Source organism: Plantibacter sp. MPB07 (assembly GCF_046619465.1).
GTDB classification, from domain to species: Bacteria; Actinomycetota; Actinomycetes; order Actinomycetales; family Microbacteriaceae; genus Plantibacter; species Plantibacter auratus.
Map to the genome: position 1 here is coordinate 2,258,073 of NZ_CP177043.1, position 17,978 is coordinate 2,276,050.

Below are 17,978 nucleotides of genomic sequence, written 5' to 3' on the forward strand. Positions count from 1 at the left end.
CGCATCAAGGGTACGCGGCTTCCGCACCCCTCGTGCACGCGGGCACCCTCAGGCCAGCCCGCGCTGCGCCCGGAACCCCCGGACGCACGACACGGCGAGTGATCCGAAGAACGCCACCATCAGCACCGGGAGCAGCCAGGGCGCCATCCACGCGGGCACGCCGAGCCAGGTGGTGAGTGCGACGACGGCGATGAGCGCGGCGGTCGCGATCGTCAGATCCCCCAGCAGTCGCCCGGTGGCGTCCAGCGTGGCAGCCGTCACCTCCGGACGAGGCGACAGTTGCGTGGACCACGTCGATGCGGTGGTCGGTGGGTGGGGGTCGACATCCGATCGGGTCGTGCCGGCGAGCGGTAGGCAGGCGGCGACGATCCAGAAGATCGCCACGACCGCGGCCCCGATGATGACCGGGAGCAGGAACCCGCCGAGACGCTTGTCCGACCAGGCGTCCGGCTGGAGTGCGGCGTCGAAGTGCACCGGCATCGGATCAGGAGCAGACGGATACATCACCAGGCCGACGACCAGCGTCGCCGCGACGATCACGAGTGCGACGAGATGCGGCCAGACCGGCGGTCGGCGAGGGGGCCACTCCGGGCGAGTGGTCGTCGGGTCCTGCATCCCACTCCTCATCTGCGCGAGCACCCTGGTGCGCACCCCAGGAATATCTGCATCAACCATACCCGATGCCCTGGTTCTCCACCTCGGGGCCGCCGCCTGGACACTGCAGCGATGCGTGGGCGACGCTACCCCCCACGCACCGCAGCACTACCCAGGCGACGGCGTCTCGACTCACCCGGTCGCGCCTGGCTCCGCTGGTCGGCCCACCCGACGCGCGACGACGACCGCCACGACACCGGCGACCAGCGCGATCGCGAAGCATCCGGCGAACGCGACCCCGCCGGGAGCGATCCAGCCCAGCCCGGCGAACACACGGGAGCCGTCGAGTGCCGTGAACGCCAGCCCGGTCGCCGCGAGGGCGAGAGCACCGCCGATCGCGTCGCCGATCGACATCGCCGCGCTGTTGAACCCCTGCGAGCGCTCGTCGGAGTAGGCGAGCGTCATGACGCTGAGGCGCGGGAACATGAGGCCCATGCCGCCGCCGCTCACCACCCAGGCGACGATCGGCACCACCGGCGGCAGGCCGACGAGGGCGGCGGACAGGGCGATCGCGACGGCGACCGTGACGAGTGACGACCCGATCTGCACGGCGTTCGCATTCGACAGCCGGTCCCCGAGGCGCCCCTGCAACCAGGACGACAGCGACCACGCGATCGCCCCACCGGTGAGCGCGAGTCCGGCGAGCGCCGGCGTGAGCCCGTGCTCGCGGGTCAGCAGGTACGGCACGTACACCTCGGCGCCGAAGAACGCGGCGGAGGTCAGTCCGCGCACCAGGATGACCGTCGGGAGCCCGCGGCGTGCGGTGAGCGTGCCGAGCGGAATCAGGGGGCGGAGGGCGAGGATCGCGACCACGGCACCGACGACCGGGAGCGCCCAGGCGGTCCATCCCGAGAACTCCGTCGAGAGGTTGACCGCGAGGACCGCCGCCGCGACGAGCACCGCCCACCCGAGTCGGCGCAGCTCCGCGCCCGTGCGCGCGACGGTGGCCGCCTCGCCGCTCTCCTTCGCCGACTGCTGCTCGGCGGCCTGCCGCTCCGCGCGTTCGGTGGCGGAGGCGCGCAGCATCCGGAGGGCCGGCAGGAGGAGGAGCGTCGCGACGACCACGAGGCCGACGACCCCGAGGAAGACCCAGTGCCAGCTGAACCGCTCGGCGACCACCCCGGCGAGGAACGGCCCGATCAGGGAGGGGACCACCCAGGCGGCCGCGAACCCGGCGAAGATCCGCGGGTGCAGGGCCGGTGGGTAGATGCGGGCGACGAGGACGTACAGGGCGACGGTCATCGCTCCCGAACCGAGGCTCTGGACGAGGCGTCCGGTGACGACGGCCCACATGGTGGTCGCGGTTCCGGCCAGGAGGAGACCGATGAGGAACAGGACGACTGACGCGAGCAGCGGCTGGACCGGACCGATGCGGTCGGCGACCGAGCCCGCCGCGACCATGCCGATGACACTGACCGCGAGCGGGCCGGCGAAGGCGAGCGCGTAGAGCTGCTCGCCGCCGAGTTCCCCGCTCACGAGCGGCATGATCGTCGTGACGGCGAGGGACTCGAAGGCGCCGAGGAACACGAGCGCGCACGCACCGATGGTGACGAGGACGAACCGGCGGCTGAAAATCCCGCGGTCGCGGGGCGTCGTGTCGGCTCCGGTCACGGGCTCGGGGGTCGTCGCTGTGGTCACGATCCGAGCCTAGAACCTCAACGTGACTTGAGGTCAAGCGCAGACGAACCCCTGCCCGTTCACCATTCAGGACGTGCCCGGCGCGCCGTCGCCGATCGACGGGTTCGGCGCAGGACGCGCCGCAGCCTTCCTGAATTGCGAACGAGCCGGGACCGCCCGCTAGTGCTTGGCGCTCGCCTTCAAGACCTTCGCGAGCGCGCGGTCGAGGTCGGCGATGAGGTCGGCGACGTCCTCGATGCCGACCGACAGCCGGACGACGTTCTCGGGGACCGCCAGCTCCGTGCCCTTCACCGAGGCGTGCGTCATCTGCGCCGGCAGGCCGATGAGCGACTCGACGCCGCCGAGCGACTCGGCGAGCGCGAAGAGCTTCGTCTTCTCGACGAGGCGCGTGGCTGCAGCCGGGCCACCGACGAGCGCGAGCGACAGCATGCCGCCGAACCCGGACATCTGGCGGGCGGCGAGCTCGTGACCGGGGTGGCTCTCGAGGCCCGGGTAGTAGACGCGCTCGACGGCGGCGTGGCCGTCGAGGAACTCCGCGATCGCCTGCGCGTTCGCGCTGTGCTGGCGCATGCGCACCGCGAGGGTCTTGATGCCGCGGGTCGTGAGCCACGCGTCGAGCGGGGCCGAGACCGCGCCGGCGGCGAACTGCACGAAGCCGAGCTGCTCGGCGAGCTCGTCGTCGTTCATGATGACGGCGCCACCGAGGACGTCGGAGTGACCGCCGAGGTACTTGGTCGTCGAGTGCACGACGATGTCGGCCCCGAGCGAGAGCGGCTGCTGCAGCGCCGGCGAGGCGAAGGTGTTGTCCACGACGGAGAGCACCTCGTGGCGGTGCGCGAGGGCCGCGAGTGCCGCGATGTCGCTGATCTTCATGAGCGGGTTGCTCGGCGTCTCGACCCACAGCAGCTTCGTGCGGCCCGGGATGATCGCCGCTTCGACGGCCGCGAGGTCGCCGAGGTCCACGACCGTGTGCTCGATGCCCCAGGCGCCGTGCACCCGGTTGATCAGCCGGTAAGTACCGCCGTAGACGTCGTTGCCGATGACGATGTGGTCGCCGGGGCGGAGGGCCGTGCGGATGAGCGCGTCCTCGGCGGCGAGGCCGGAGGCGAAGGAGAAGCCGTGCTTCGCACCCTCGAGCGCGGCGAGCTGCGTCTCGAGCGCCGTGCGGGTCGGGTTGGCGGAGCGGCTGTACTCGTAGCCGCCGCGGAGCCCGCCGACGCCGTCCTGGACGAAGGTCGACGTCTGGTAAATCGGCGGGATGATCGCCCCGGTGGTGGGGTCGAACTCCTGTCCGGCGTGGATGCTGCGGGTGGCGAAGCCGTGGTCGTGCTTGCTCATGGGTGACTCTTTCGGTTCAGGATTCGGGGAGGTGTCGGGGTGGGCGACCGGTCGGACTGCCCCGGTCACCGGGGTCGGGCGCGGTCGGGACATCGCCCGGACTCCGCCCACACGACCTGCATGCCGCCCACGCTCAACCCGCCAGGTAGGTGAGGAGGTCGTGCCGCGTGATGACGCCGATCGGCTTGCCACCGTCGGTGACGAGGAACGCCGGGGCGGAACCGAGCGCCGCGCGCGCCGCCGGGATGGACTCACCGAGACCGATGAGCGGCAGCGGGTCGCCGACGAACGCGCTCGCGGCGTCGTTCATCTTGGCCGCGCCGCTGAAGACGGCGTCCATGAGGCTGGCCTCGTCGATCGCACCGACGACCTCGCCCATCACCACGGGCGGCTCGGCGCTCAGCACCGGGAGCTGCGAGACGCCGTACTCGGTCATGATGTCGACGACGTCGCGGACGGTGTCGCTCGGGTGCACGTGCACGAGGTCCGGCATCTCCGAGCCCTTGCCACGGAGGATGTCGCCCACCGTGCGGTCGTCGGCGACCTCGCTGAAGCCGTAGGACTGCAGCCAGGAGTCGTTGAAGATCTTGCCGAGGTAGCCGCGCCCGCCGTCGGGCAGGAGGACGACGACCACGGCCGACGCCGGGAGGTCGCGCGCCGCGACGAGGGCCGCCTGGACCGCCATGCCGCTGGAGCCGCCCACGAGCAGTCCCTCCTCACGGGCGAGGCGACGTGTCATCGCGAACGACTCGGCGTCGGTGACGGCGATGATCTCGTCGGGGATGGAGGGGTCGTACGCGGTCGGCCAGAAGTCCTCGCCGACGCCCTCGACGAGGTATGGACGCCCGGTGCCGCCCGAGTAGACGGAGCCCTCCGGGTCTGCGCCGATGATGCGCACGCCGCCCTCGGAGACCTCCTTGAGGTACTTGCCCGTCCCGGAGATGGTGCCTCCGGTACCGACGCCCGCGACGAAGTGGGTGATCTCGCCCTCGGTGTCGCGCCAGATCTCGGGACCGGTCGACTCGTAGTGGCTGCGCGGCCCGTTCGGGTTCGCGTACTGGTTGGGCTTGAACGCGCCCGGGATCTCGGCGGTGAGGCGGTCGGACACGCTGTAGTACGAGTCGGGGCTGTCGGGAGCGACAGAGGTGGGCGTGACGACGATCTCCGCACCGTAGGCGGTGAGCACGTTCCGCTTGTCCTCGCCGACCTTGTCGGGCAGGACGAACACGCAGCGGTACCCGCGCTGCTGGGCGACGAGGGCGAGGCCGACGCCGGTGTTGCCGGAGGTGGGCTCGACGATCGTGCCGCCCGGCTTGAGGTCGCCCGACGCCTCGGCGGCGTCGATGATGCGCGTCGCGATGCGGTCCTTCGAGGAGCCGCCCGGGTTGAGGTACTCGACCTTGACGAGCACGGTGGCCGCGATGCCCTCGGTGACCCGGTTGAGCTTGACGAGGGGCGTGTTCCCGATGAGATCGAGGACGGAGTCTGCGTAGTTCATGTCTGCAATCTGTTCCTGTGGTGCGTCACCGCACGACTCTCGCGTGCGTCACCGGATGGCTGGGGCGGCTGAGGCGGCATCCCGGGCAGGGACGGTTCAGCGAGGACAGCAGGAACACGACAGGCGGAGACGCATGCTGACCACCCTACCCGGCGAGTGCAGGGAACGCAGCCGGATGACGGGGCCGATCCGACGTCAGTGGATCGCGACGAGTCGCTGCCGCGGACCGAGTGCCGAGACAGCCGAGGACACCAGCCGGACGGCGAGGGTCAGCACCATGAGGACACCGATGACCGTGAGCACGACCGCGGCGAGCAGCAGCACCGCGACGAGCGCCGGGAGCCGGCGCAGCGCGAGCTCGACCGGGCGACGACGGGGTGTCCCGTCCGCCTCGGGTGCCTCCAGGTGGCCTTCGCCCGCCATGGCCGCGGCGACGAGTTCGAGCGTGGCACGCGCGCCGGATCCGAGCCGTGTTGTCGAGGTGCGCAGCGCCTGGGACATCGCGTGGCCCTTCTCGTCGGATGGATCGGTGTTCGCGGGTGCGAGGACTCGACCGTAGCAGTCGGGTGCCCTGTTCGGGGGTGCCGGTGCCCATTCTGCCAGGCGGGCGTGAACACCCGGTGGCCTGCCGACGGACGCATGATGGACGCGCACCGCGCTCCCTAGACTGGAGGCATGACCGTCTCCGGCCTCTCCGCCGTCTCCCAGGACTACCTCAAGACGATCTGGACGACCTCCGAGTGGGCCGACGAGTCGGCCACCGTCAAGCTGCTCGCGGATCGCATGGGTGTCCGTCCCGCGACCGCCTCCGACGCCGTGAAGCGACTCGCGGCCCAGGGACTCGTCGTGCACGAGCCCTACGGCAGCATCGAGCTCACCCCCGCCGGGCAGGCGCACGCGGTCGCGATGGTGCGGCGGCACCGGCTCATCGAGACCTTCCTCGTCGAGATGCTCGGCTACGGCTGGGACGAGGTCCACGACGAGGCGGAGATCCTCGAGCACGCGGCGAGCGACACGATGATCGAGCGCATCGACGCCGCGCTCGGCCACCCGATCCGCGATCCGCACGGCGACCCGATCCCCTCTGCCGACGGCACGCCGCACCGCCCGGACGCGGTCCGGTTGAACGAGGCGCCGTCCGACAGCCCACTGACGGTGTGCCGCATCTCGGACGCCGACCCGGAGAACCTCCGCCATCTGAGCACCCTCGGCATCGTCCTCGACACCGAACTCAGCGTGGACGACCACCGTGCGTTCGCGGGCGAACTGGAACTCCGACTCACCGCCACCGGCACCCGCCTCACGCTCGGTCGCCTCGCCGCCGACGCCGTCTGGGTGACGGTCGTCGCCTGATCGCCGGCATCTCCGTTCGCCGATGTTCCGGCGAGCGAACCGCCGGGCTGATCACCCGAAGAACGTCAGCACGATGAGCGCGACGTTCAGCGTGACGATGAGCGCGACCACGATCCAGGCGAACACGCGCGTGGCGAGCTGGTTGACGTGGACACCCATGATCCGCCGGTCGCCCGTGTAGCGCACGAGCGGGATGAGCGCGAAGGGGATGCCGAGGCTGAGGAACACCTGGCTGAGCACGAGCGCGGTGGTCGGGTCGATGCCCGCAGCCAGGATGACGAGTGCCGGGATCAGGGTGATCACGCGTCGGGCGAGCAACGGGATGCGCACCTTGAGGAGCCCTCCCATGATCGCCGCTCCCGCGTAGGCGCCCACCGAGGTCGAGGCGAGCCCCGATGCGAGCAGGCCGATGGCGAAGATCACGCCGATGACCGGCCCGAGCGCAGCGGTGATCGCCGCGTGCGCCCCCTCGATCGAGTCCGTCCCCTCGACACCGCCGAGCGACGCGGCCGCGAGCAGGAGCATCGCGATGTTCACCGCTCCGGCGAGGACGAGTGCCGCCGCGACGTCCCAGCGGGTCGCCACGATGAGCCGACGGATGGCGCCGTCGCTCGTCTGGACGCCGTGCCGGTCCCGACTCAGCGAGGAGTGGAGGTAGATCGCGTGCGGCATGACCGTCGCGCCGAGCATGCTCGCGGCGAGCAGGACCGTCGCCGTGCCCTCGAACCGAGGCACCAGCCCACCGGCCGCGGCACCCCAGTCGACGGGACTGACGAACAGGCCGGCGAGGAAGCCGACGGCGATGACGGCGAGGAGCGTCAGGATCGCGAACTCGAAGTGCCGCTGGCCGTACCAGTTCTGCACGGCGAGGAGCACGATCGAGAAGACCCCGACGATGACGCCGCCGAGCACGAGCGGGATCCCGAACAGCAGGTACAGCGCCACGGCGCCGCCGATCACTTCGGCGAGGTCGGTCGCGGCGGCGACGAGCTCCGCCTGCACCCAGTAGAGCCGACGCGGCCCGGTGCGCAGTCGCGAGCCGAGCAGCTCGGGCAGGCTCTGCCCGGTGACGAGGCCGAGCTTGGCGGAGAGGTACTGGACGAGCACGGCCATAGCGTTCGCGGCGACGAGCACCCAGACGAGCAGGTAGCCGTACTGGGCTCCCGCCGTGAGGTTGGCCGCGACGTTCCCAGGATCGACGTAGGCGATCGCCGCCACGAAGGCGGGCCCGAGGAGGAACAGGAGTCGGGGTCCGCGGGGCGCGCGGGTCGTCGGAGCGGCGAGGTCACTGGTCACGTCGGCCATGTTAGCAAGACCGAGCTACATTTGTTAGACGAGGCTAACTCTTGGATTCACCGGCTGTCTGCTTGGATGAGCCTGAGAATCGACTGCGCATCGTCAGGCGCCGGAACGGCACCCGCAAGCCGATCTGGTTCGATAGTTACGCATACAACTTTTCGAGAGGCCCCCGTGACCCCTGCAGCAGATCGCCCCAAGAACACCCCCGTCCCGCCCGCCGTCAAGCAGCAGAGCGTGAAGCAGGAGCGCGAAGCCCAGCGTCAGGCCAAGGTAGCCGCGTTCAAGCAGGCGCAGAAGCGGAAGAACCGCAACCGCCGCATCGGGATCTGGGCCGGCGTCGTGGGCGGTGTGGCCGTCATCGCGGTCCTCATCACGAGCGTCGTCCTCACCCTGCCGAAGAACGCCAGCTACCCCGGCGGTGGCACCGGCACCGGCCAGGACATCGCGGGCGTGGAGCTGTTCCAGAACACCTCGGAACACGTCGAGGGCACGGTCGACTACCCGCAGAACCCGCCGGCCGGTGGCCCGCACAACCAGTACTGGCTGAACTGCGGCATCTACACCGAGGAGCAGACCAACGAGAACGCGGTCCACTCCCTCGAGCACGGCGCGATCTGGGTCACCTACGACCCGTCCCTCAGCGACGCGGAGCTCACGAAGCTCAAGGAGCTGCTCCCCACCACGTACGTCGTCCTGTCGCCGAAGTCCGACCTCCCCTCGCCCATCGTGCTGAGCGGCTGGAATTCCCAACTGCAGGTCAACAACGCGAGCGACGCGCGCATCGCCGACTTCTTCGAGGAGTTCTGGAAGAGCAACAACGTCCCGGAGCCCGGCGCGGCCTGCACCGGCGCGATCGACGGTCCCGGCAAGGTCTGATCCGTTGACCCCGGCGAGCACACCCGACGCCCCGGCGACCGGTGAACCGGCCGACGGCGGCGTGACCGACGAGGAACTCGCCGCCTGGGAGGCGCAAGGCTCCCCCGACGGCTCCAGCCGGACCCGCGTCGTCATCGCCGCGATGGCCGTCGTCGCGATCATGGTCGCCGCGGCGATCGGTTTCTCCGTCGGTCGGCTCAGCACGCTCGCCGACCCGACACCCACCACGACGAGTGCCGAAGCGGGCTTCTCGCGCGACATGCAGGTGCACCACAACCAGGGTGTGGAGCTCGCCATGATCATCCGCGATCGGACGGACGCGGTCGACGTGCGCACCCTCGCGTACGACATCGCGACCACCCAGGCGCAGCAGTCGGGCCAGCTGTACGACTGGCTCGTCCAGTGGAACCTGCCGCAGGGTTCACGGCAGCCGGACATGACGTGGATGACGCTCCCCACGCTCACGGGCGCGAGCGGCCATGCGCACGGCGGTGACACGGCGACCCCGGGATCCACCCACACCCCGGGCGACCCGATGCCGGGCCTCGCCACCCCCGCCCAGATCGACCAGCTGACGGCAGCGTCCGGTCTCCAAGCCGAGCGGGTCTTCCTCACGCTGATGATCGCCCACCACCAGGGCGCGGTCGAGATGGCCGAGGCGCTGCAGCCGCGGACCACGAACGCGACCGCGCTGGCCTTCACGCGCGCGGTCATCGCGAGCCAGCAGGCGGAGATCGAGCTCATGACCAGCATGCTCGACGACCGGGGCGGGCCGGTCGACCTCGCCGGCTGACCCCTCCTGTCGACCGCCCGGGCGAGCTGCGGGCTCCGACAAGGGGCTAGCCAGAACACCGGCTGACGGCGAAGAATGATCCCGACGCCCGAACGGGCCCGATGAACAGGAGCGACGAATGGCACTCGACGACATCACCAAGAAGGCTCAGGAATTCCTGAAGGACAACAAGGTCAAGGACGCGCTGAAGAGCGAACAGGCCGAGGACATCAGCGACAAGCTCCTCGGCAGCGTGGCCGACGCGGCCAAGAAGGTCACCGGCGGCAAGTTCGACGAGCAGATCGACGGCGCCCGCGACGCGGCGGACAAGGCCGTCGGCAACGAGTAGTCCCCGGCTCGAAACGCGAGACGGCCGGGTCCCGATGGGCGCCCGGCCGTTCACGTCTGCGCCGGTCAGCGCTCGATCGCCCTTCCGGGTCGATCAGTGCCCGTCGACGCCGGCGTCCACGGGATTGCTCCGGAACCGGTCGAGCGCGATGGCCACGAGTTCGGGAGCGGACAGGTGCGTGTCCTGCATCAGGTCCGAGAGGACTTCTGATGCGCGTCCGCTGAGCGTCAGTTGCACGGTCGCGGAGCGGTCTTCATCGACACCGCTCAGCGCGCGACGACGTTCGCCCAGGCTGAGAATGGCCGACCGCAGATAGGTGCGGCTCGCGACGGTGTCGATCTCCCATCGGCCGGCGCGACGGTTCGCGACGACATTGCCGCGACGGATGTTCGTCATGAGCGACGCTCGGCTCACATGGAGCTTCGCGGCGAGTTCCGCCGTCCGGACCGGACGCGGGAGGTCGTCGATGAAGTCCTCGACGAGCGCCTCCCGGAGGAGTTCCCAGGCGACGTCCGGAGGGAGCGGCGCATCGGGCATGCTGCCGCCGTCCTGCAGCGGACCCACCCACGCGGTCGTGGGGGCGTCGCGTTCGGTCATCGTCATCGCCCCTCCAAGGTTCCGGCGCTCGAACCTCAAGCATGCTCGGTGCCCGTGGAAAGCGCGTCCCCCAATGCGGGTTGCCCGCGTTCGCGGGGTGCCGGCCCGAAACGACGCACCCCGTCCACCAGGGCGGACGGGGTGCGGGCGACGCTCGGACGACTCAGCTGCGGTTCGCGACCGGTCGGGAACCCACCGGGCGGGTCCCCTCGAACAGGATCCGATAGCTGAATCCGGCGATCAGCGCGCCGATGATCGGGAACACGATGAACACCCAGACCTGCGCGAGCCAGTCGGCCCCGCCGAAGATGGCGGTCGCGATGGAGCGCGCCGGGTTGAGCGAGCCGTTGTCGATCGGAATCGCGATCAACAGGAACAGCGTGAGCGTGCCGCCGATGGCGATCGGCGCGAAGCCCGCGGCGGCCCGCGTGTGCGTGACGCCGAGGATGACGTAGAGGAAGAGTGCGGTGATGACGACCTCGATCACGATCGCCGAGACGAGTCCGAATCCGCCGGGCGAGAGCTCGCCGAAGCCGTTCGAGACGAAGCCGCCCGCGACCGACTTGTCGAGGAAGCCTGCCGGCCCGCCGGCCGCGAGGCCGAACACCGCGAGTGCGCCGAGGAATGCTCCGACGAGCTGCGCGAGGATGAACGTCCACGTCGCACGCCAGGGGAACCGACCGGCGGCGGCGAGCCCGAGCGTCACCGCCGGGTTGAAGTGCCCGCCGGAGATAGGGCCGAACGCGTAGGCGGCGATAGTCACCGAGAGGCCGAGGGCGATCGCCACCCCGAGGAAACCGACGCCCAGGGGGTTGGAGGTCTCCTCGCCGAAGAATGCGGAGAAGGTCGCCGTCCCGACGAGACCGAAGACCAGCAGGAAGGTGCCGGCCAGCTCTGCGAGGAGTTGCGACGCGGTGGTCGGTTCGACGGAGGGTGGGACTTCCGGGGAGGACATCTGGGCTCTTCTCGCTCGAGGTGACGACGTGGACGCGGAGCTCTGGCGAGCACCGCGCCATCAGCAGACTATTGCCCCGCGTCCCACCGGCGACAGCCCCGAGGGCAGCATGTCGCCGTCGCTCAGTGCACCTCCAGGTCGTGGAGCGGGACCTGGAGCCGGAAGACGTGCTCGATCGCGAGCTCCGCGCCGACGGCGTCGCCCGAGGCGATCGCGGAGCGGAGGTGCGGGTACCCGACGCGCAGATCCGACCAGTCCACCGTCTCGGCCGACCGCGTCGCCGCGACGCGGTAGATCAGGGCGCCGATCACGTCCTTCGTCGCGGAGACGAGGACCGGGTTCTCGCAGTGCTTCAGGAACCGGTCCACGAGCCCCCAGACGCAGCGGCCGTGCGCATCCGCGTCCTCCGCCGTCACCGTCGTCATCGTGTGCTCGACGAACGCCAGGAGCTCGGCCCGTTGCCCAGCGGTCAACGTCGGGACGGTGACCCGGACGACGCCGCTGACGAGCGCTCCGAGGGTCTGCAGGACGGCTGTCCGGTCCTCGGCCCGTGGCTGCGCGACCCGGGTGTGCCGCTGCGGTGCCGTCTCGACTAGTCCGACGCGCTCGAGTTCCCGGAGTGCTGCGGCGACTTCCTTACTCGGAGCGTCGAGCCACTCCCGGAGCTCCTCCTCGATGAGCAGCTCGCCCGAGGGGAGCGTCCCGTCGTAGATCGCGTTGCGGATCCGCTCGGTCACGGAATCGCCGACAGGCGACGGCCGCGACCCGGACGGTCCATCGGGGTTCGGCATCGGTTCCTCGCTCGGCTGGGGACGGCTGCTGGCTACCGGCCGATCGTACCGCGGACGATCCCCGCCTCGGCGAGCGCCGCCTGCGCCTGCCGGTGCTTGTTGTCGATCGAGGCGCCGATCTCCTGGGCCAGGCGGGGCTTGCTCCGCACGAGCTGATCGATGGTGGACAGCGGCATCCGCAGGACCAGGGTCGTCCCGTCGGCGATCGCGGCGGCCATGGCGACCTCCCTCGTCAGCGCCGTCTGGCCGATGAAGTCGCCGACGCCGAGTCGTTGGAAGGTGATGAGCCCGTCCGTCGTCGGCACGGCGAGATGGACGCCACCCTCCACGAGGAACCGCATCGCGCCGGGGATCGTGCCCGCCTGCTGGATGGTCTCCCCCGGCCCGTACCGCTCGAGTGTGCACGTCCGGGCGAGCTCGTCGTAGTCCTCCTCCCGCGCGTGGAGGGTCGGTGCCAGTGCGGCGATGGCACTCCGCAAGCGCTCCGGCGTCGCGACCGGGTCGGAGCCGTCGCCGTCGAGCGCGAGACCGCGGCGCCGCGAGGCGTACCAGAGCCAGGCGCGGAACAGGGCGACCGCGGCGTCGGCGGTGGAGGGCCCGGACACGGGCAGGGTGACGGAGAACCGCGCTGCGCCGAGGTAGGACGCGGAGACCACGTCCCCCGGCTCGAGCATCGGCAGGCCCGATCCGACCTCGCGGAGCAGCCGGAGCACGTCGTCCGGCGGGTCGTCGGTCGAGAAGGTCACCTCGACGCTCGCGGTGTACGCACCCACCGGTTGGCTGAGGTTCGTGAACGACGCCCCCGCGAGCGAGGAGTTCGGCACGATCTGGATGCCGTTGCCGGTGTCGAGGTGGACCGCACGCCAGTTCACCTCGACCACGCGACCGCGGACGCTTCCCGTGTCGAGCCAGTCGCCGAGACGGAACGGCTGCTCGAACAGCAGCAGCAGTCCCGAGATGACCCCGCCGACCGCGTTCTGCAGGGCGAGGCCGATCACGATCGACGTCACGCCGAGCGCGGTGACGAGGCCACCGATGTCGGCTCCCCACACCCACGAGAACAGGATCGCGAGGCTGATGAGGATGAGGGCCAGCCGGGCGAGGTCCACGAAGATCGACGGGATCCGGTCGCGCCACGACCCCTCCTCGGCGTTCGCGAACAGGGCGACGTTGAAGGCGGAGAGGATGAGCAGGATCACGAGGAACCCGAGGAGGGTGCCGACGATCCGCACCCAGGTGCTGTCGTCCGCCCGCGCTGTGGCGAACACGAGGAGCGCGAACACCGCGCCGACCGGCACCACGTAGTTGCGCAGCAGACGGATCGGTTTCGCCGCAGCGTGCTTCCGGCGGTTGAGCGCACCGAGCACCTCGGTCAGGACGATGAGCAGCACGGGGACGCCGACGGCCAGCGCCACAGCCCAGGGGAACCACGCCTCCTGCCACACCTGCGTCATGACTTCGGCCCCGAGACGACCTGCCAGACGGCCTGCGGACCGCCGCGCGTCTCCACGGTGCCGGCGGCCTCGAAGGCGACGGTGTCCTGCATACGGTCACGTACCCGCTGACTGACGAAGATGCCGGCCGTCCCGGAGACCGACTGCACCTGGTTGGCGAGGCTCACCGCGTCGCCCCACATGTCGTAGGCGAGGCTCGTCCGGCCGACGAGGCCGCTCGTCACGACACCGGCGTCCACGCCGACCCGCAGGGTGAGGTTCGCCTGGTGCTGCGCATTGAAGCGTTCGACGATCGTGCGCATCTCGAGCGCGAAGTCGAGGGTCCGACGCACGTTGTCGACTCGTGGGACGATCAGCCCGCAGCTCGCGAGATACCCCTCCCGCAGTGTCCGCACCTGCTCGATCCCGAGCCGCTCGGCCGCCTCGTCGAAGCTGCGGACCAGCGCGTTGAGCATCGACAGCTCCCGCTCCGGATCGAGGCCGCGGGTCAGGTCGTCGAACCCGACGAGGTCGGCGAAGATGACGGACACGTCCTGGTGGACCTCGGAGATCGTCTCCTCACCGTCCTTGTAGCGCTTGGCGACCGACGCCGGCATGAGGGTGAGCAGCAGCTTCTCGTTCTCCGCTCGCTGCTCCTCGATGAGCTCCTGCTTGAGTCTCAGGCTGCGGCTCATGTCGTTGAAGGCCGAGCCGAGGTCGCCGAACTCGTCGCGTCGGGTGTTCGGCACCTCGACGCTGTAGTCGCCACCGGCCACCCGCCGCACCGCGCCGACGAGTGCCCGCACCGGCCGGGCGAACACCTGCGCCAGGAGCAGGGAGAGCAACGACACCACGACCACGATGGCGAGCACCGAGATGACGAGGTTGCGGGTGAAGTCGGTCACCGGCGCGAAGGCCTCGGCGGCGTCGACCCGGGCGACGAGCACCCACTGGAGCCCGTCGATGTCGACCGGGGTGTACGCCGTGAGGTTCTCCTCACCGAGGTAGCCGCGCCCGATGGTGGTGCCGGTCTCGCCCGCGAGCGCACGCTCGACCGAGACGGTGCGGGTCGGTTGGATCTGGATCGTCCCCGCGACGGCAACGGCACGCGCGGCGGTCTCCGGCGGTGTGCCGGCGGCGACCGCGGCCCGCTCGTACGCCTTCGGATCCTCGATCAGCAGACGGGAGGTCGAGCGCATGAGTTGATCGGGCCCGGCGAGGTACGTCTCACCGGTCTCCCCCAGGCCGTCCTGCTCCCACTGGCCGAAGCCGGTCATGATGTCGTTGATCGCCTCGATCGGGACCTGCAGCGCCATCACCCCGTCGACCCGACCGTTCTCGCCGACCGGTGAGAAGATCCACTGCGTCGGGACGTTGAGCGACGGCTGGTAGCGCTCGAAGTCGGTGATGCCCACGTAGTCGATCGCGTTCGACCGGAGCGCCGCGGTGAAGCCGTCCTCGAGCACGCCGCCCTTGTAGGGGCCGGTGAGGACGTTCGTACCGAGGTCCGGACCCTTGTAGGCGCTGTAGACGACGTCGCCCTCGTCATCGATGAGCAGGGCGTCCTCGTACCCGAAACGGTCGATGATCTCGCGGAAGTAGTCGTGGTACTGCGCGTGCACGGACGACCAGGCGCTCCCGTCACCGGCATCGTCGACGGTGATGGCGGTGTCGTAGTCGAGGTCGCCCGGCGTGTACACCGACTGCAGGTAGGTCTCGGCCGGGTTCGTCGGGATGAACGCAGCCGGGTCCGCCTCGTCACCGGTGCGTTCGGCGAGCTCCGGAGCGAACGTGTCCTCGTAGAACGACGTCACCGTCGACGCGCGCGCCGGGTCCACCGGCTGCTCCTCCAACTCGTGGAAGGCGTCGTGGAAGCCGTTCATCGCGTCGACCACCGTGGTGCCGCGGGTGTAGACGACGAGCGAGTCGCGCGTCTGGTCGTAGTAGTTCGTGATCTCACGGGCGCGGGACTCCCGGACCTCGGTCAGCCGCTCGAACGACGCCTGGCGCAGCGAGTCACTGCCGGACAGGTACCCGACGATCCCGGTCACGATCGACGCTCCCACGCTGACGAGCAGCAGCATGACGAGCAGCTTCGACTGGATGCTGAAGCCGGGGCGACCGAACCGTCCGCGACCGAACCCGCGGGACCTGGCGGCCGGGGAGGGGGCAGCTGGGATCGGCGGGCCTGACTGGACTGTCGGCGCGGGGCCGTCTGGCGAGGATCCGGATGGTGCGTCCACAGCTGCGGTCATCGACGAGTCCCCTACTCGATCCGGCGGTGCGCGGTCACCCCCTCCTTCGGGGGGTCACGATGGCGCTCACTCTAGCCACCCGTGTCGCGCGCCCACAATGGCTGGACCGCGATTCTTCGCTGGCCGGACTGCGCCGGACCGGCCTCCTCACGTCAGCGCGTCGTCGACGTGCACGACGCGACGCGACGTCCTGCTCAGACGGTGACGGCCTGCTGGGCGTAGAGGGTCGCGTACACGCCGCCGGCGGCGAGCAGTTCCTGGTGGGTGCCGCGCTCCACGATGCGCCCGCGATCGAGCACGAAGATGACGTCGGCGTGCACGATGGTCGACAGGCGGTGCGCGATCGACACCGTGGTGCGTCCGCGGGTCGCGTCGTCGAGGGCCACTTGTACGACCCGTTCGGAGATCGTGTCGAGAGCGCTCGTCGCCTCGTCGAGGATGAGCACCTCCGGGTCCTTCAACAGCACGCGCGCGATGGCGATGCGCTGCTTCTCGCCGCCGGACAACCGGTAGCCGCGCTCCCCGACGAGCGTGTCGTAGCCGTCCTCGAAGCGAGCGATCGTCTCGTGGATGTTCGCCGCGCGGCAGGCGGTCTCGAGCTCCTCGAGGGTCGCGTCGGGCTTCGCGTAGCGGAGGTTCTCGGCGATCGTCGCGTGGAAGAGGTAGGTCTCCTGACTGACGATGCCGATGCGGGAGACGAGGGACTCCTGCGTGACGTCGCGGACGTCTGCGCCCGCCACCATGACCCGTCCGCCCGAGACCTCCTGGAAGCGCGGGATGAGGTAGGAGATGGTCGTCTTGCCTGCTCCCGACGGTCCGACGAACGCGGCGAACTGTCCGGGTTCGATCGTGAAGGAGACGCCGTCGAGCGTGGGGGTCGAGTCGTCCTGGGCATCGGCGTAGCGGAACGTGACGTCGTCGAAGCGGATCTGCGGTGCGACGCTCGGGAGCGGTGCGGCGCCGGGGCGGTCGGCGATCGCGGGCTTGAGGTCGAGGTACTCGAAGATCCGCGCGAAGAGGGCGCCGGAGGTCTGCAGGTCGAGGGCGACGCGCATCACGCCCATGAGCGGGAACAGCAGGCGGGCCTGGATGGTGGTGAAGGCCACGATCGAGCCGGCGGTGACGTCCACCGCCCCGCCGGTGATGAGCCAGCCGGCCACCAGGTACACGATCGCGGGGATGGACGACAGGAAGATGTTGACCATCGCGAAGAACCACTGGCCGCTCATCGCCTGGCTGACCTGGAGGCGGATCTGGGTGCGGTTCTCGGCGCTGTAGCGCTCGACCTCGGTGTCCTGGCGGTTGAAGCTCTTCGCGAGGAGCACGCCGGAGACGCTCAGGGCCTCCTGGGTGATCGCGGTCATCTCCGACAGCGACTCCTGCGTCTTCGTCGCGATCCGTGCCCGGACCTGACCCACGCGGCGCTGCGCGATCACGAGGATCGGCATGAGGATGAGGGCGACGATCGTCAGTTGCCAGTTGAGGATGAGCATCGCGACGAGCGCGGAGATGACCGTCACGGTGTTGCCGAGCACGCTCGACACGGTGTTGGTGAGGACGTTCGCGACGCCACCGACGTCGTTCTGGAGGCGCGACTGGATGATGCCCGTCTTCGTGCGGGTGAAGAAGCTCAGTTCCATCGCCTGCAACTGCGAGAACAGCTTGATGCGCAGGGCGCCCATGACACTGTTGCCGACGGTCGCCGTGAGGTAGGTCTGCCAGACGCCGAGCAGGGCGGCGATGATGAACAGCGCCACCATCACGCCGACGATCTCCGCGAGGGCGACGAGGTTCGGAGTGCCGCCGTCGGTCGGGAACAGGCCGACGTCGAACGCCTGCTTGACCAGCAGCGGAGGGAGCACCGCGAGGGCGGCACCGATGACGACGAGCACCATCGTGAGGATGATCTTCGCGCGGAACGGCACGAACAGTGCGACGATGCGCTTGCCGAGGTTCGGGATCCTCGGTGCCTCGGCGTTGAGCGCCTTCTGCGCCGCCATGTCGCCACCGCTGACGCGGCTGCCCGCTCGAGGCCCGCCGCCCCCGGGTGCACCGCCGCGTGGCCCGCCCCGTCCGCCGTGCATGCTCATCCCGCCACCCTATCCCCGCCCACCGTCCTCCCCGCCCTTGTCCCCGTCCGCGTAGGCTTCCCGCTCCGTGTCCTTTCTCA

16 protein-coding genes are annotated in these 17,978 nt (G+C 70.1%); 4 read left to right on the forward strand and 12 right to left on the reverse strand.

The features are described 5' to 3' along the window. Positions 1-48 precede the first annotated feature (48 nt). The 5 genes from ACLIME_RS10310 to ACLIME_RS10330 all read right to left on the reverse strand — a co-directional run bounded on the left by ACLIME_RS10310 (position 49) and on the right by ACLIME_RS10330 (position 5,629). Positions 49-615, reverse strand: coding sequence for a DUF1648 domain-containing protein (locus ACLIME_RS10310; protein WP_411556857.1), 567 nt, complete (start codon positions 613-615; stop codon positions 49-51). Positions 616-786: 171 nt separating this feature from the next. Beyond that, complete coding sequence (locus ACLIME_RS10315) at positions 787-2,292, reverse strand: MFS transporter (RefSeq protein ID WP_411556858.1); 1,506 nt, start codon at positions 2,290-2,292, stop codon at positions 787-789. Between the two features lie 159 nt (positions 2,293-2,451). Continuing rightward, positions 2,452-3,630 carry a cystathionine gamma-synthase gene (locus ACLIME_RS10320; protein WP_137243873.1) on the reverse strand — a complete coding sequence of 393 codons (1,179 nt, stop codon included), beginning with the start codon at positions 3,628-3,630 and terminating at the stop codon, positions 2,452-2,454. Positions 3,631-3,763: 133 nt separating this feature from the next. Beyond that, a complete protein-coding gene (locus tag ACLIME_RS10325; RefSeq protein WP_064295706.1) occupies positions 3,764-5,128 on the reverse strand; it encodes a cystathionine beta-synthase in 1,365 nt (454 codons plus the stop codon). Positions 5,129-5,323: 195 nt separating this feature from the next. Then, positions 5,324-5,629, reverse strand: coding sequence for a hypothetical protein (locus ACLIME_RS10330; protein WP_411556859.1), 306 nt, complete (start codon positions 5,627-5,629; stop codon positions 5,324-5,326). A gap of 174 nt (positions 5,630-5,803) precedes the next feature. On the opposite strand from ACLIME_RS10330, the gene ACLIME_RS10335 reads away from it, so the two are divergent. Further along, the gene (locus tag ACLIME_RS10335; protein WP_411556860.1) at positions 5,804-6,481 is read left to right on the forward strand and encodes a metal-dependent transcriptional regulator; all 678 of its coding nucleotides are present in this window, start codon (positions 5,804-5,806) and stop codon (positions 6,479-6,481) included. A 51-nt stretch (positions 6,482-6,532) separates the two neighbouring features. Here ACLIME_RS10335 and ACLIME_RS10340 read toward each other — a convergent pair whose 3' ends face one another. Beyond that, positions 6,533-7,786, reverse strand: coding sequence for an Nramp family divalent metal transporter (locus tag ACLIME_RS10340; RefSeq protein WP_411556861.1), 1,254 nt, complete (start codon positions 7,784-7,786; stop codon positions 6,533-6,535). Positions 7,787-7,951: 165 nt separating this feature from the next. Between ACLIME_RS10340 and ACLIME_RS10345 the strand changes: the two genes are divergently transcribed. The 3 genes from ACLIME_RS10345 to ACLIME_RS10355 all read left to right on the forward strand — a co-directional run bounded on the left by ACLIME_RS10345 (position 7,952) and on the right by ACLIME_RS10355 (position 9,777). After that, positions 7,952-8,656, forward strand: a complete 705-nt coding sequence (locus ACLIME_RS10345) for a DUF3105 domain-containing protein (RefSeq protein WP_124767330.1) — start codon at positions 7,952-7,954, stop codon at positions 8,654-8,656. Positions 8,657-8,660: 4 nt separating this feature from the next. Beyond that, the gene (locus tag ACLIME_RS10350; RefSeq protein ID WP_411556862.1) at positions 8,661-9,449 is read left to right on the forward strand and encodes a DUF305 domain-containing protein; all 789 of its coding nucleotides are present in this window, start codon (positions 8,661-8,663) and stop codon (positions 9,447-9,449) included. Positions 9,450-9,567: 118 nt separating this feature from the next. Next, positions 9,568-9,777, forward strand: coding sequence for an antitoxin (locus ACLIME_RS10355; protein WP_079706736.1), 210 nt, complete (start codon positions 9,568-9,570; stop codon positions 9,775-9,777). Between the two features lie 93 nt (positions 9,778-9,870). On the opposite strand, the gene ACLIME_RS10360 is transcribed toward ACLIME_RS10355, so the two are convergent. From ACLIME_RS10360 to ACLIME_RS10385, 6 genes are all read right to left on the reverse strand, one after another. Further along, positions 9,871-10,374: a hypothetical protein gene (locus tag ACLIME_RS10360; RefSeq protein ID WP_124767331.1), complete on the reverse strand. Its 504-nt coding sequence runs from the start codon at positions 10,372-10,374 to the stop codon at positions 9,871-9,873. A 163-nt stretch (positions 10,375-10,537) separates the two neighbouring features. Then, complete coding sequence (locus ACLIME_RS10365; RefSeq protein WP_411556863.1) at positions 10,538-11,329, reverse strand: aquaporin; 792 nt, start codon at positions 11,327-11,329, stop codon at positions 10,538-10,540. A gap of 122 nt (positions 11,330-11,451) precedes the next feature. Beyond that, positions 11,452-12,066 carry a GntR family transcriptional regulator gene (locus ACLIME_RS10370; RefSeq protein WP_411556864.1) on the reverse strand — a complete coding sequence of 205 codons (615 nt, stop codon included), beginning with the start codon at positions 12,064-12,066 and terminating at the stop codon, positions 11,452-11,454. Between the two features lie 86 nt (positions 12,067-12,152). Beyond that, entirely contained in the window at positions 12,153-13,574 is a 1,422-nt protein-coding gene (locus tag ACLIME_RS10375) for a mechanosensitive ion channel domain-containing protein (protein ID WP_411556865.1), read from the reverse strand. Beyond that, complete coding sequence (locus ACLIME_RS10380; protein WP_411556866.1) at positions 13,571-15,808, reverse strand: adenylate/guanylate cyclase domain-containing protein; 2,238 nt, start codon at positions 15,806-15,808, stop codon at positions 13,571-13,573. The genes ACLIME_RS10375 and ACLIME_RS10380 overlap by 4 nt, the downstream gene beginning before the upstream one ends. Before the next feature lie 194 nt (positions 15,809-16,002). Beyond that, entirely contained in the window at positions 16,003-17,892 is a 1,890-nt protein-coding gene (locus ACLIME_RS10385) for an ABC transporter ATP-binding protein (protein ID WP_202938964.1), read from the reverse strand. Positions 17,893-17,978: the final 86 nt, after the last annotated feature.

Bases quoted from the DNA above. Each gene is read 5' to 3' on its own strand.
- ACLIME_RS10310 (WP_411556857.1), bottom strand. From the start codon at position 615: ATGCAGGACCCGACGACCACTCGCCCGGAGTGGCCCCCTCGCCGACCG.
- ACLIME_RS10340 (WP_411556861.1), bottom strand. From the start codon at position 7,786: ATGGCCGACGTGACCAGTGACCTCGCCGCTCCGACGACCCGCGCGCCC.
- ACLIME_RS10325 (WP_064295706.1), bottom strand. From the start codon at position 5,128: ATGAACTACGCAGACTCCGTCCTCGATCTCATCGGGAACACGCCCCTC.
- ACLIME_RS10385 (WP_202938964.1), bottom strand. From the start codon at position 17,892: ATGCACGGCGGACGGGGCGGGCCACGCGGCGGTGCACCCGGGGGCGGC.
- ACLIME_RS10380 (WP_411556866.1), bottom strand. From the start codon at position 15,808: ATGACCGCAGCTGTGGACGCACCATCCGGATCCTCGCCAGACGGCCCC.
- ACLIME_RS10365 (WP_411556863.1), bottom strand. From the start codon at position 11,329: ATGTCCTCCCCGGAAGTCCCACCCTCCGTCGAACCGACCACCGCGTCG.
- ACLIME_RS10360 (WP_124767331.1), bottom strand. From the start codon at position 10,374: ATGACCGAACGCGACGCCCCCACGACCGCGTGGGTGGGTCCGCTGCAG.
- ACLIME_RS10335 (WP_411556860.1), top strand. From the start codon at position 5,804: ATGACCGTCTCCGGCCTCTCCGCCGTCTCCCAGGACTACCTCAAGACG.
- ACLIME_RS10355 (WP_079706736.1), top strand. From the start codon at position 9,568: ATGGCACTCGACGACATCACCAAGAAGGCTCAGGAATTCCTGAAGGAC.
- ACLIME_RS10320 (WP_137243873.1), bottom strand. From the start codon at position 3,630: ATGAGCAAGCACGACCACGGCTTCGCCACCCGCAGCATCCACGCCGGA.
- ACLIME_RS10375 (WP_411556865.1), bottom strand. From the start codon at position 13,574: ATGACGCAGGTGTGGCAGGAGGCGTGGTTCCCCTGGGCTGTGGCGCTG.
- ACLIME_RS10330 (WP_411556859.1), bottom strand. From the start codon at position 5,629: ATGTCCCAGGCGCTGCGCACCTCGACAACACGGCTCGGATCCGGCGCG.